Origin of the sequence: Nocardiopsis sp. MG754419 (assembly GCF_018207095.1) — a bacterium.
In the GTDB taxonomy this organism is placed as follows: domain Bacteria; phylum Actinomycetota; class Actinomycetes; order Streptosporangiales; family Streptosporangiaceae; genus Nocardiopsis.
This window is the reverse complement of the sequence record NZ_QOCZ01000061.1, coordinates 1-13,426: the sequence shown is the minus strand read 5'-3', so window position 1 is coordinate 13,426 and position 13,426 is coordinate 1. Positions and strand designations below refer to the sequence as shown.

11 protein-coding genes are annotated in these 13,426 nt (G+C 71.5%); 2 read left to right on the top strand and 9 right to left on the bottom strand.

All coding sequences use genetic code 11. From position 1 onward, the window contains the following. The first annotated feature begins 629 nt into the window (after window positions 1-629). Complete coding sequence (locus tag DSY14_RS13985) at window positions 630-1,124, top strand: Lrp/AsnC family transcriptional regulator (protein ID WP_211716977.1); 495 nt, start codon at window positions 630-632, stop codon at window positions 1,122-1,124. Between the two features lie 12 nt (window positions 1,125-1,136). On the opposite strand, the gene DSY14_RS13980 is transcribed toward DSY14_RS13985, so the two are convergent. The 7 genes from DSY14_RS13980 to deoC form a co-directional block, all read right to left on the bottom strand. Then, on the bottom strand, window positions 1,137-2,810 hold the full coding sequence (locus tag DSY14_RS13980; RefSeq protein WP_211716991.1) for a phospho-sugar mutase: 1,674 nt from the start codon (window positions 2,808-2,810) through the stop codon (window positions 1,137-1,139). A 70-nt stretch (window positions 2,811-2,880) separates the two neighbouring features. After that, the gene (locus DSY14_RS13975; protein WP_211716976.1) at window positions 2,881-3,678 is read right to left on the bottom strand and encodes a purine-nucleoside phosphorylase; all 798 of its coding nucleotides are present in this window, start codon (window positions 3,676-3,678) and stop codon (window positions 2,881-2,883) included. Beyond that, window positions 3,675-4,283, bottom strand: a complete 609-nt coding sequence (locus DSY14_RS13970; RefSeq protein WP_307851221.1) for a GNAT family N-acetyltransferase — start codon at window positions 4,281-4,283, stop codon at window positions 3,675-3,677. Before DSY14_RS13970 ends, DSY14_RS13975 begins: the two co-directional genes overlap by 4 nt. Continuing rightward, a complete protein-coding gene (locus DSY14_RS13965) occupies window positions 4,280-4,915 on the bottom strand; it encodes a GNAT family N-acetyltransferase (RefSeq protein WP_374224012.1) in 636 nt (211 codons plus the stop codon). Before DSY14_RS13965 ends, DSY14_RS13970 begins: the two co-directional genes overlap by 4 nt. Window positions 4,916-4,980: 65 nt before the next feature. Further along, on the bottom strand, window positions 4,981-5,952 hold the full coding sequence (locus tag DSY14_RS13960) for an aldehyde dehydrogenase family protein (RefSeq protein WP_211716974.1): 972 nt from the start codon (window positions 5,950-5,952) through the stop codon (window positions 4,981-4,983). Further along, entirely contained in the window at window positions 5,945-7,375 is a 1,431-nt protein-coding gene (locus DSY14_RS13955; RefSeq protein ID WP_211716973.1) for an aldehyde dehydrogenase family protein, read from the bottom strand. Before DSY14_RS13955 ends, DSY14_RS13960 begins: the two co-directional genes overlap by 8 nt. 2 nt (window positions 7,376-7,377) lie before the next feature. Beyond that, window positions 7,378-8,325 (bottom strand): deoxyribose-phosphate aldolase, encoded by a 948-nt coding sequence (deoC, locus tag DSY14_RS13950; RefSeq protein WP_211716972.1) that lies wholly within the window; start codon window positions 8,323-8,325, stop codon window positions 7,378-7,380. Window positions 8,326-8,968: 643 nt separating this feature from the next. On the opposite strand from deoC, the gene DSY14_RS13945 reads away from it, so the two are divergent. Beyond that, window positions 8,969-9,655 carry a hypothetical protein gene (locus DSY14_RS13945; RefSeq protein ID WP_211716971.1) on the top strand — a complete coding sequence of 229 codons (687 nt, stop codon included), beginning with the start codon at window positions 8,969-8,971 and terminating at the stop codon, window positions 9,653-9,655. A gap of 48 nt (window positions 9,656-9,703) precedes the next feature. Here the strand turns inward: DSY14_RS13945 and DSY14_RS13940 are convergent, their stop codons facing one another. Continuing rightward, window positions 9,704-10,966: a heparan-alpha-glucosaminide N-acetyltransferase domain-containing protein gene (locus tag DSY14_RS13940; RefSeq protein WP_211716970.1), complete on the bottom strand. Its 1,263-nt coding sequence runs from the start codon at window positions 10,964-10,966 to the stop codon at window positions 9,704-9,706. 312 nt (window positions 10,967-11,278) lie between these two features. Continuing rightward, window positions 11,279-13,279, bottom strand: coding sequence for an acetoacetate--CoA ligase (locus tag DSY14_RS13935; protein ID WP_211716969.1), 2,001 nt, complete (start codon window positions 13,277-13,279; stop codon window positions 11,279-11,281). Window positions 13,280-13,426 lie beyond the last annotated feature (147 nt).

Sequence of the window (13,426 nt, the reverse complement as noted above, 5' to 3'; positions counted from 1 at the left end):
GAGACATTCGCGAATGATGATGGCCGATCGGTTCGCTAACGTCTAGGCCCTGCTGCTCTTCGCCAGCGAAAACGACACACCGCGCCAAACATTACGAATCATCATCAACTCCCCTGAAGAAGCGGACGTGCCGGCACCGCTGAGACACGCCCCCGGCGCACTCCGTTCGCCCCGGAACGGACACCGGGGCGTTGCGAAACGAACACGAGGGGTGCCCGATCACCGCCGCGCCCCGTACCTTCGGAACCCCCCGGCCACAGGAGTCGTTGTATGTCCGCACAGTTACGACAAATAGCGCTGAAAAGACCGCATCGGCAAGAATTTTGGGCTGATTCCAGAGACTTCGCTGTGGTTACCGATCAGTCGCCGAAACCCCCACCCCCTCCCGCGCGTCAACCATGAGTACAGTCGGACTTCCCCACCGGGTTCCCCACTCGGCGGTTCCCACAAGAGTCCCGGAGCGCCCCTCCCCGTCCCCCGACCCACTCCGTCCGAACACGCGCACCCCATCTCGCCGACTGAGATTTCAATGGACGAGAACAACGTTTACCTGGTATTTCCTTAGCCCCCTGTCAACGACGACAGCGAGGGGCCGAGCACCGCGACAAGAGCACACGAGGAGCACGCACATGGCCATGGGCGACCAGCGCAGGAACGGCCGTCGGCCGGACTCGACCGACCAGACCATCCTGAGCGCTCTCGCCAAGGACGCTCGGACCGGGATCACGGAGATCGCGGCACTGGCCAACGTCTCCCGCGCCACGGCCTACAACCGGATCAAGCGGCTCACCGACGAAGGCGTCATCAGCGGATACTCCGTGGTGACCGACCACTCCAAGATGGGCCTCGGCGTCACCGCGCTCGTGCTCATCTCCGGCAGCCAACCCGACTGGCGCGCCAACCGGGAGGTCCTCTCCTCCTACCCGGAGATCGAGTACTGCTGGTACGTGGTCGGTTCGGCCGACATCGTCCTCCTGGTCCGGGTCGCCAACACCAACCAACTGCGCGACCTGATCCTGACCCGGCTCCAGGCACTCCCCGGGGTCACCTCCACCCAGACCCTCACCGTGATCGACGAGGTCGTCCACCGTCCCGTCGTCGAGCCCGCCGACGAAGGGGAGTGACCCTCCCCCGGCTCATCCCCTGACCACTGCGGCGATCGAGGACATCAGCTCGGCCAACACCATCGAGCCACGCGCGCGGATGGCCGCGACGTCGCCCATGACCTCCGACACCACCTCGGCGTAGGCCTTCAGTTTGGGTTCGGTGCCCGAAGGGCGCAGCGTCACCCGCCCCCACAGCCCGCCCTCCAGCTCGAAACGCAGCGCGTCCGTCGGCGGCAGCCCCTCGTGTCCGCCGGCGAAGTCGACCACTCCCGAGACCTTCAAGGGTCCGAACGCGGTGGGCGGTTCGGCGCGCAACCGCCGCATCGCCGCAGTGATCAGCGCCGGGTCCTCCACCCGCACCGAGAGTTGGTCGCTCAGGTGCAGCCCGTACTCACGGGCCTGGTCGTCGAGCAGGTCGACGAGGGTCCGGCCGGCCCGCTTGGCCGAGGCCGCCAGGGCCATCGCCATCAACGCCGCGCTGATCCCGTCCTTGTCGGCCACCGGCCGCCCGTCGTCACCGCCGACGCAGTAGCCCAGCGCCTCCTCGTACGAGAACACCCGACGCTCCCCCGGCGCTCCCGCGCGGGCCAGCCACTTGAACCCGGTGAGGGTCTCCTCGTACCGGACGCCCCGATCGCGGGCGATCTTCTCCAGCAGGCAGGAGGAGACGATGGAGGTGGCCACCACCCGGTCGTCCCCCCGCGTGTGGTCGAGCACGTACCGTGCGAGCAACCCGCCCACCTCGTTGCCGGTGAGCATCCCGTGGCCCGGGACGGCCAGGGCCAGGCGGTCGGCGTCGGGATCGTTGGCCACGATCAGATCCGCGCCGACCTCCTCCCCCAGGGCGAGGGCCAGGTCCATGGCGCCCGGCTCCTCGGGGTTGGGAAAGTTCACCGTGGGGAAGTCGGGGTCGGGGTCGAACTGCGCGGCGACCACGGTGGGACGGGCGAACCCGGCGCGCTCCGCCGCCTCCACCATGACGCGGCCCCCCACCCCGTGCAGGGCGGTGTAGACGACCGACAGGTCCCGGTCGGCGCCCAGGGGCAGTGAGGTGACCGCGGTCAGGTACCGGTCGAGGGCCTCGGGGCCCAGCACCCTCCACCCCTCCCCCAGCGGGAGATCGCCCACCGGGCCGACCGCCCGGATGGCGGCGGAGATCTCGGCGTCGATCGGAGAGACGATCTGGCTGCCGGCGTCCTCGCCCCGCCCGCCCACGTACACCTTGTAGCCGTTGTCCTGGGGCGGGTTGTGGCTGGCGGTGACCACGATGCCGGCGTCCGCGCCCAGGTCGCGCAGGGTGTGGGCGAGCACCGGGGTCGGCAGCGGGCCGGGCAGCAGGGACACCCGGTGCCCGGCCCCGGTCAGGATCGCGGCGCTGTCGCGGGCGAAGTCGGCCGACCGGTGCCGGGCGTCGTACCCGATCACCACGTGCGCGCCACGTTCCCCCAGCCATGTGGCGATGCCCGCCGCCGCGCGCATGACCACGACCCGGTTCATCCGATTGGGGCCCGCCCCCAGCGCGCCGCGCAGGCCGGCCGTGCCGAACTCCAGCCCGGTGGCGAACCGGTCTCGCAGGCCGACCAGGGCGGCCGCCTCTCCGTCCTCGGCCCGACGGAGCAGGGCGGACAGCTCCTCCCGGGTGACGGGATCGGGGTCGTGGTGGTACCAGTCCCGGGCTCGGTTCAGGAGTTCGGGGTCGATCATCGCTTGCCTTTCGGTGCAGGGCCCGGCCACGGGGACCGGTGTCATGCTGCGGACGGGCTCGGGCCCGGTCTCACAGCCGCGCGACGATGTCGGCGAGCAGGCGGCCCACGGACTGCGCGGAGTCGCGGCCGGTGGCCAAGACCTCCTGGTGGTCGAGGTTGGCGCCCTCCAGGCCGGCCGCGATGTTGGTGACCAGGGACATGCCGAGGACACGGGCGCCGGCCTCACGGGCGGCGATGGCCTCCAGGACCGTGGACATGCCGACCAGATCCGCGCCCAGGGCACGAAGCATACGTACCTCGGCGGGGGTCTCGAAGTGCGGCCCGGGCATGGCGGCGTAGACGCCCTCCGGCAGGTCGGGGGCGACCTCACGGGCGACGGCGCGCAGTTCGGCGTTGTAGGTGTCGGTGAGATCGACGAAGGTGGCGCCGGCCAGGGGTGAGCGCGCGGTCATGTTGATGTGGTCGGAGATGAGCACCGGGGAACCGACGGCGTAGTCGGTGTTGATACCGCCCGCGGCGTTGGTGAGGACCACGATGTCGGCGCCGGCGGCGACGGCGGTGCGCACCCCGTGCACGACGGCGTCGGTGCCGTGCCCCTCGTACAGGTGGGTGCGGCCGAGGAAGGCGAGGATGTCGCGGTCGCCGTCGGTGATGGAACGGATCGTGCCGCTGTGACCGTCCACCGCGGGCTTCAGGAAGCCGGTGAGGTCCGAGGAGGGCAGTTCGTGCCCGGCACTGCCGAGCAGGTCGGCGGCGGGCGCCCACCCTGATCCCATGACCAGGGCGATGTCGTAGCCGTCCACACCGGTGCGTTCGCGCAGCTCGGTTGCGGCCTGCGCGGCGGCGGCCTGGGGTGTGCGAGTCACTGCGGGGTCTCCGTTCGTCGGTGCCGTCTGCGCGGCTCGAGGTGGGGTCGGGTGTCCAGAGGACGTGCCATCACGTGCTGCGGCCCCGCCATCCCGGGGACGGTGGTCCCGGTGAGGTCGAAGCCGGCGGCGGTGTAGACGCGCTGGGCCGGGACGTTGGCCAGGTTCACGCAGAGCACGATCCGCTCGGCGTGCGGTGCGACGTCCATGACCAGGTGGTCCAGCAGGGGCGGGGAGCACGAGGCCCGGCCGACCCCTCGGCCCTGCCATTGTGGCGTGACGTAGTAGGCGCGCAGGAGTACCGCGCGCTCCGGCGCGTCGATCAACGACGCACCGAGGTACGTGTCCAGGACCCCGAACCCGGCGCAGCGGTCGCGCGCGTCCTCCTCGCCGTGGATCGGATCCGCCCCCACGACGATCGCGTAGGCAGTGCGATCCGGGTCGCCGTCGGCGTCGGGCAGCGTCTGTGCCGGCAGCCCCGTGAAACGGAGTTGGTCGGGCGGCAGGTCGTGTTCGAGCAGCGCCCCGCGCAGAGCGGTGGTCTCCGACGTGGCCCGGTCCATGCGGACCATGCGCACGTCGGGGGACCGGCGGTTCGGGCTCAACGGGGCTCCGGGAGTCGTGGGACGGGATGCGAGCCGGTGGTCAGCGGCCGGGTGAAGACGCGTTGGAGGCCACGCTCACCGGCGTCGTGGTGACGCCCGGTCGGCGTGAAGCCGGCGGCGCGGTAGGTGCGCTCACCGGCGTCGTTGCCGTCGTTGAGGCATAGGACGAGCTGTTCGGTCCGAGGGGCGATCTGGGCGACGAGCAGGTCGAGGAGCGGGGCCGAGCAGGCGGCACGTCCGATCCCCCGCCCCTGGTGCTCGGAGGCGACGTAGAAGGCCCGCACCTGCACGGCGCGTTCGGGCGCGTCCACGACCTCGCGCAGAACGCCGCGTCGGTCGATGATGCCGAACCCCGCACAGGAGTCCCGGGCGCCGGAACGGTCGGAGAGGTCGCCTCCGGTGAGAACGACCGCGTAGGGGAAGCGCTCGGGGTCGTCGTCGGCACGGGGCAGGGTGTGCACCGCCTCGTCGATGAACCTGCGCTGTCCGGGTGCGACCCGTTGGCGGACCACGACCTCACGGAGCAGGCCGACCTCGGGGGTCCTGCGATCCAGACGGACCAGACGCAGTCCGGGCACATCGCGGTGTTCGGGCACGGGGGGCTGGGCCTGTTCGGGGGTGTTCGACGGCACCTTCATCCTCCACTCGCTGTCGGACCGGGCCCGCCCCGGACACGAGGCGGGCCCGTCCGTCAGTCTTACACTCCGACCGGATGCCAGACCGTCTTGGTCTCCAGGAAGGGCGTCATGCGGGTGGTGCCGGGATCGGTGTCGAGCCAGGCGTCCTCACCGCCGTCGGCCTCGGGACCGGGACGCAGCACCCGGGTGAGGGTGGTGGCGGCGGTCTCCTCGAACCCGGTGGCGAGGTCACCGGTGCCGGCCAGGTCCAGGGCGTTGACGTCGGCGTGCGCGGCCAGGTGCGGGCCGAGCTCCCCGACCCCGCCGGTGAGGAGGTTGACGACGCCCCCGGGCACGTCGGAGGTGGCGAGCACCTCCGCCAGGTCGACCGCGGGCAGCGGCGCCGCCTCGGAGGCCACGACCACGGCGGTGTTGCCCGTGGCGATGACGGGGGCCAGCACCGAGGTCAGCCCCAGCAGCGGAGCGGTCTGCGGGGCGAACACCACGACCACACCGGTGGGTTCGGGCGCCGAGTGGTTGTAGTACGGACCGGACACGGGGTTGGAACCCCCGATGACCTGCGCGAACTTGTCCGTCCACCCGGCGTAGTAGACCCAGCGGTCCACGGCGGCCGAGACGATCCGGTCGGCCTCGGCACGGGTCAGACCACGGGCCGCGACCAGCTGGTCGGCGAACTGCCCGTGCCGGCCCTCCATGACCTCGGCGACCCGGTAGAGGATCTGGCCACGGTTGTAGGCGGTCCGCCCCGACCATCCGCCGAAGGCCTTGCGGGCCAGGGCGACGGAGTCACGGGCGTCCTTGCGGGAGGCCAGGGAGGCGTTGGCCAGGTGGGTGCCGTCCGCTGAGGTCACGGGGTAGCTCCTGCCCGACTCCGAACGGGGGAAGGCCCCGCCCAGGTAGAGCTTGTAGGTCTTCTTCACCGCCAGTCGGGCCGGGGCTGTGGGAGCCGCCGACCGGGCCTCGGTCGTCGCACCGTCCCGGGCCGGGCCCTTGGCCGCGCCCTTCTTCTTGCTCTCGCGCCGCTCAGCCAAGGTAGGCCTCCAAACCGTGTCGCCCGCCCTCGCGGCCGTATCCCGACTCCTTGTAGCCGCCGAAGGGACTGGTCGGGTCGAACTTGTTGAACGTGTTGGACCAGATGACACCCGCGCGCAGCCGCTCCGCGGTCCAGAGCATGCGCGAGCCCTTCTCGGTCCAGACCCCGGCGGAGAGGCCGTAGGCGGTGTTGTTCGCCTTGGCGACCGCCTCCTCGGGGGTGCGGAAGGTCAGCACCGACAGCACGGGACCGAAGATCTCCTCGCGGGCCACCCGGTGGGACTGTCCGACGCCGGTGAGCACGGTGGGCGCGAACCAGTAGCCGCGCTCGGGCAGGTCGCAGGCGGGAGACCAGCGCTCCACACCCTCTTCGTCGGCGGTGTCGGTGAGCGCGCGGACGCGCTCCAGCTGGGCCGCGGAGTTGATGGCGCCGATGTCGGTGTTCTTGTCCAGCGGGTCGCCCAGCCGCAGCTTCTCGATCCGTGCCCGGAGCCGGGGCAGGAACTCCGCGGCGATGGACTCCTGGACCAGCAGCCGCGATCCGGCGCAGCACACGTGGCCCTGGTTGAAGAAGATCCCGGTGACCACGCCCTCCACGGCCTGGTCGATCGCGGCGTCGTCGTAGACGATGTTGGCGCCCTTGCCGCCCAGTTCCAGGGTGAGCCGCTTGTCGGTGCCGGCCACGGCTCGGGCGATCCGTCGGCCGACCTCGGTCGAACCGGTGAAGGCGACCTTGTCGGTGCCGGGGTGCTCGACCAGCGCGCGGCCGGTCTCTCCGGCACCGGTGAGGATGTTGACCACGCCCGGGGGCAGGTCCGCCTCCTGGCAGATCTCGGCGAAGACCAGCGCGGTGAGCGGTGTGGTCTCGGCCGGTTTGAGCACGACGGTGTTGCCGGTCGCCAGGGCCGGGGCGATCTTCCAGGCCAGCATGAGCAGCGGGAAGTTCCAGGGGATGACCTGTGCGGCCACGCCCAGCGGTCGCGGATCCGGGCCGAACCCGGCGTGGGCGAGCTTGTCGGCCCAGCCCGCGTAGTAGAAGAAGTGCGCGGCGACCAACGGCAGGTCGACGTCGCGGGTCTCCTTGATGGGTTTGCCGTTGTCCAGGGTCTCCAGGACGGCGAGTTCGCGCGAGCGCTCCTGGATGATGCGGGCGATGCGGAACAGGTACTTCCCGCGCTCGGCGCCGCTCATGCGGCCCCACACGGTCTCCTGGGCGCGGCGCGCGGCGGCCACGGCGCGGTCGACGTCGGCCTCTCCGGCGACCGCCACCTGGGCGAGTTTCTCCTCGTCGGCCGGGTTGAGGCTGGTGAGGTACTCACCGCTCGACGCCGGAGTGAACTCACCGTCGACGAACAGGTCGTAGGTCTCGCGCAGGCTGACGACGGAGCGGGACTCCGGTGCGGGCGCGTACTCGAAGATCACGGCTAGTCCTGCGTGTAGTAGTCGGGGCCCGGGTAGGTGCCGGTGGACAACCTGGTGCGCTGCATGAGCAGGTCGTTGAGCAGGCTGGAGGCGCCGATCCGGAACAGGTCCGGTGTGAGCCACTCCGGGCCGGCGATCTCGTTGACCAGCACCAGGTTGCGCAGGGCGTCCTTGGTGGTCCGGATGCCGCCGGCGGGCTTGACCCCGACCCGACGGCCGGTGGTGGCGTGGTGGTCGCGCACCGCCTCCAGCATGACGAGCGTGACGGGGAGCGTGGCCGCCGGCGACACCTTGCCGGTGGAGGTCTTGATGAAGTCGCCGCCGGCGCGCATGGCCAGGTGCGAGGCGCGGCGCACGTTGTCGTAGGTGACCAGCTCACCGGTCTCCAGGATGACCTTCAGGTGCGCGGCGCCACAGGCCTCCTTGACCGCGACGATCTCCTCGTGGACCTTCAGGAGGTCGCCGGACAGGAAGGCGCCCCGGTCGATGACCATGTCGATCTCGCCGGCCCCGTCGGCCACGGCCCGTCGGGTGTCGGCGAGCTTGACCTCCAGGGGCGCGCGCCCGGCGGGGAAGGCGGTGGCCACCGAGGCCACGCCGACGCCCGTACCGCGCAGCGCCTCCACGGCGGTGGCGACCATGTCCGGGTACACGCACACGGCGCCCACCTTGGGCACGCTGCGGTCGGCCGGGTCGGGAAGCGCGGCCTTGGCGCACAGGGACCGGACCTTGCCGGGGGTGTCGGCCCCCTCCAGCGTGGTGAGGTCGACCATGGAGATCGCCAGGTCGATGGCGGCCGCCTTGGCGGTGGTCTTGATGGACCGGGTGGACAGGTCCTGGGCGCGGGCCCGGGCGCCGACCTCGTCGACACCGGGCAGGCCGTGGAGGAAGGCCCGGAGCGCGTGTTCGGTGGTCGCCTCGGGCGCGGTCGCGGTGTGTGACACGGGCACCTACAGCTTCGTCGGTTCACTGTGACCGTCCGCCACCGGAGGCGGGGACGGTGGTTCCCGGGCGGACAGCGGGGATGCCGCGTCCCGGTCCGGGTGTCAGGAGGTCACCCTAACCCCGGGTCGCCCCGGTGACCCTGCCCCGCGCGATCACGCCATCAAGGTTGGAGAAGCCTCCAAGAAGCACGACCCGATGTCCTCGTCGATTCCTCCTAATCACCTGCCGAATCACCCTAAAACGGCGGTTTCGGGAGTGCGTTCCATGGAGCCTCGACGCATCGCGGTCTAGACCGCAGCGCGCCTCCGGCCCACGCCGGCCTCGCCCGATCGACGCCCCGCCCGAGCGGAGCACGCACCGGCGGTGCCGCCGGCGGGAGGGCTCGTTCCGCACGCCGCCACCACGGTGTTCTCCCCGGGTCGCGCACGACACGGCCGGACGACGCCCGACCGCACCCCGTGGTCGGCCGCACGGGGTCCGGACGGTGTCGTTCAGGGCCTGACCGGGCGGCGGCCCGTGCGAACGCGCGACCGCCGGGCCGCCTTCCCGGCGAGGGTCTTGGGGCCCCGGGCGCGAGGGCGTAGGATCCGCCCGTGCCCGAGCGGAGGGACACCCCGGGTTCCCGCGCGCAGGCTCTAGGCTGGTCGCATGGCCGAATTCCGTATCAGCAGCGACGACGCCCGGGTCGACCTGCGCAGGATGGCGACCGCCCTCGCCGAGTCCCAGGGATGGGCGCGCGACGACGTGAGCATCTGGGACAACCGGCGGGGTGAGGTGATCGTGACCATCGACGACGCGCTCCTGCACAAAGCCGCCGCCGATCCCCAGCAGCGCACCCGGCACACCCCGCACGCCGTGCACGAGGCCTGCGAGCTGTTGCGGCGGGAGGACACCTCCCTGCGCGGGGTGGAATTCGCCTTCCTCAAGGCCGAGTCCGCCCGCTTCTTCTCCGCCGGATGGACCCTGGCCGACCTCCGTCACGCCCTGGCCGAGCGGCCCGACGGGACGGTCTGGGACCAGGGTGAGGAGTTCCGGGGCGGCGCCTGGTTCGTCCACCGCCTGTCCGCCTGGAAGACCCCGGACGGCGACATCCGCCCCTCCCACTCCCAGGAGGCGGCCCAGCTGCGGGTGATCGGCAAGGCGGGCCTGCCCATGGACATCGGACTGCCGGAGGACGCCGAACTGTCACAGCGACCGGTGGCCCGGCCGGAGGTGGCGCGTTCGGCGGCCGACGACGCACGACGGCTCATCCGGCAGAACACCCGGACCACGACCGACTCGCTCGCGCACCGCGACCGCACCTCGGCGCACATCCGGCGGCCCGAGGACCGGTGACCACGGCGGGCGCGCCCGAGACCGTCCCGCACGAGGCTCCGGCGGCGCTCAGGAACGGCGGTTCCGGGGACCACCGACCTCCTCGGTGAGGACGACGGCGCTGTCGGCCACCTTGCCCAGACCCCGTTCGAGCGGCCCGCGTCCGAGCACGAAGCGCCACAGGCTCGCGAAGACCAACGCGCCGAGGATGAACCACTCCAGTTGGAAGGGGCCGCCGGCGGCGTTCTCGGGGTGGAACGCGACGAGGACCGCCAGGACGAGGATGTGCCCGGTGTAGACGGTCAACGGCATCCGCCCCACCGAGGTCAGCGGGTACATCAGGCGTGGCAGCCGTTCGGCGAGCAGCATGCACAGTACGAGTACCACCAGCGCCTGGCCGACCGCCTCACAGATCTCGAAGGTGGTCCCGGTGTGCGGGGCGCCCACGGCCAGCCACCACCAGCTGTCGGTGGGCACCTGTCCACTGACGCTGTGCATGGCGTCGATGGTGTTCCACCGCAGTTCCTCGGCGGTCACGGGGTCCACCGAGCTCAGCGGGGCGCCGTTGAGGAAGGTGCTGTGGGCCTCGGTCAGCCGGTCCAGCCCGCCCATCGGGTGGAGCAGCAGCCAGGGCCCCAGGTATCCGATGGCGGCGACGATCGCGCCGCCGACCGCCATGCGCACCCGCACGGCCGTGGCGGTCAGGTCGGTGCGCCCCACCGCCATCCCGGCGAACACGAACACCATGAAGGTGATGGCCGGGTAGTAGCCGGTGAGGAAGAACTCCGTGAAGGACGTGACGGCGCCCGTGCGCGGTTGCGCCGGGAACAGGTCCTGGCGCAACAGGAACGACACCACGGGCCCGCACACCGCCAGGGTGACGGCCGCGGTCCACAGCAGGGCGGCCCGCGCACGGATCAGCGGCAACGCCAGGACGAAGAACCCGGCGTAGTAGGTGAGGATGATGGCCACCGGGACCGCGAACGCGTCCAGAAGCACGCCCAGCACCCCGATGAGCACGGATCGGGTCACGATCTTGACCACGACCCGGCGCAGGGGCTCTCCCTCGACCGGAGTGCCCCGACCGGTCATCAGGGCCAGGGACAGGCCGGCCAGGAAGGCGAAGAGCGCCGACGAGTTCCCACGGACCAGTCCGTGCAGCTCCCATCCCTGTTCCTCGGGCAACAGCCCGTAGGAGACCACCCCGAGGTGGACCGCGAACATACCGAAGACCGCGAGCGCCCGGGCCGCGTCGATACCGTCGACACGGAGCCTCGCGGGAGGCCGTTCGTCGGGACGCGTGCCGGTGTCGTCTGACTGGTTCTGTGCCACGTTCGTCAGGCTATGCCGCTTCCGACGGGGTCTCCAACGCCGCGCCTCCGTCCTGACGCCGTCCTGACGTCCGCACCCGGCCGGCCCGAACCGCGCGTCCGAGGGCAACCGACGGGCCCCGCCGGCGTCCTCCGCGCCCGTGCGCACCTCCCCGAACACCCCCGTGCGCGGCCGGGCCGGGTGGAGGCGTGCGCCCCACCGGACCGACCTCGGGGGCGAACACCGTGGGGCGCAACGAGGCGATCACGCGCACGCGGGACGCGGCCCGGGGGATGTACCCGTGCCCCGGGCCGGCGTCGGCCGTGCGCGCGGTCAGTCCCGACCGATCAGCTCGCTGAAGTGGTCCAGCGCCTCGGGGTTGGCCAGCGAGTCGCGGCTGGCCACCTTCTCGGGGCGCTCGCCCATGAGGATGCGCTTCACCGGAACCTCCAGCACCTTGCCGGACAGGGTGCGGGGCACCGCCGCGATGGCCCGGACCCGGTCCGGGACGTGGCGGGGCGAGCAGTCGGTGCGGATGCGACGGGCGATCTCCCGGGGCACGTCGCCCTCCAGGTCGGCGCCCTCGCGCAGCACCACGAACAGCTCGATCCGGGAGGTCCCCTCCTCCTGTGGCACGTCCACCACCAGGGCGTCCACGACGTCGTCCAACGCCAGGACGGCCCGGTAGATCTCGCTGGTGCCCATCCGCACGCCACCGCGGTTGATGGTGGAGTCGGAACGGCCGTAGATGATCGCGGTGCCGCGGTCGGTGATCTCGATCCAGTCGCCGTGTCGCCAGATCCCCGGGTACACGGCGAAGTAGCTGTCCCGCAGGCGTGCACCGTCGGGGTCGCCCCACAGGAACACCGGCATGGACGGTGCCGGTTCGGTGACCACGAGCTCGCCCACCTCTCCGATGAGCTCCTTGCCCTCGGGGTCCCAGGAGGCCACCGCCATGCCCAGCCCTCGGGACTGGATCTCGCCCTCGTACACCGGGAGGGTGGGGGTGCCGCCGACCAGGCAGCTGCAGATGTCGGTGCCACCGCTGGTGGAGAACAACCACAGGTCGGCGCCGAACTCGTCGTACACCCAGGAGAAGGCCTCGGGGCTGAGCGGGGAGCCCGTGGAGCCGATCGCCTTGAGGGCCGACAGGTCGCGTCCTCGACGCGGGTGGACCCCCTCCTTCATGCAGGAGGAGAGGTACCCGGCGCTCGTGCCGAAGACGGTGACCCCGGCCTCCGCCGCCACGTCCCAGAGCGCTCCGAGGTCGGGGGCCGCGGGGCTGCCGTCGTACAGGACGATGGAGGCCTTGGTCAGCAGCACGCTGACCAGGAAGTTCCACATCATCCAGCCGGTGGTGGTGAACCAGAAGACCCGGTCGTGCTCCTGCGCGTCCAGGTGCAGGTTCAGGTTCTTCAGCTGCTCCAGGAGGATGCCGCCGTGCCCCTGGACGATCGCCTTGGGCAGGCCGGTGGTACCCGAGGAGTAGAGCACCCACAGGGGATGGTCGAAGGGCACGGGGGTGAAGGTCGGCTCGGCGCTCGCTCCGGAGGCCGTCAGGTCGGCCCAGGGCAGGGTGCCCTCCAGCTCGGCGCCGGGGGTGAGGTGGTCGAGGAGGACCGTGTGCTCCACCGTGGGCAGGGCGCCGCGCAGCTCCTCCACCACGGGACGGCGGTCGAAGTCCTTGCCGCCGTACCGGTAGCCGTCCACGGCCAGCAGGACCTTCGGTTCGATCTGGGCGAACCGGTCGATGACGCTGCGCACGCCGAAGTCGGGCGAACAGGAGGACCACACGGCGCCGAGGGAGGCCACGGCGTAGAACGCGGCGGCGGTCTCGGGCAGGTTGGGGAGGTAGGCGACGACCCGATCACCCTGACCCACCCCCAGTTCGCGCAGGCCCGCGGCGATGGCGGCGGTGCGCTCGCGCAACTCGCCCCAGGTCCACTCACCGAGCTCGTGCAGCTCGGAGGCGTGTCTGATGGCGACGGCGTCGTCGTCACGCCCCTCGAAGATGTGCTCCGCGTAGTTGAGCGTGGCGCCCGGGAACCACTGTGCCCCGGGCATGGAGCGGTCGACCAGGACCGACTCGTAGGGGGTGTGGGCCCGCACGCCGAAGTAGTCCCAGATGGAGGCCCAGAAACCGTCGACGTCGGTGACCGACCAGCGCCACAGGGCGTCGTAGTCGAAGTCCCGCGCCGCGGTGGAACCGCCGCCACCGAAGGCGTCGACCCCCTTCTCCTGTGCGGCCCATCGTGCGAACGCGACGATGTTGGCGGAGTCGATCCGCCGCTCGTCGGGTTGCCAGAGCACACGGGGCACGCTGCTCTCCGTCATTGGCCCGCCTTCCGATCGCGTGGCTGTGTGTTGCCGTGAGGCCCATCTAACAACACCCCGGGGCCACCATCACGGGCCGGCCCGCCCTAGTGGGGACGATGGTGTTCGCAGGTCACCGTGGCGGGGGCGGCACGGGGGAACCCCACC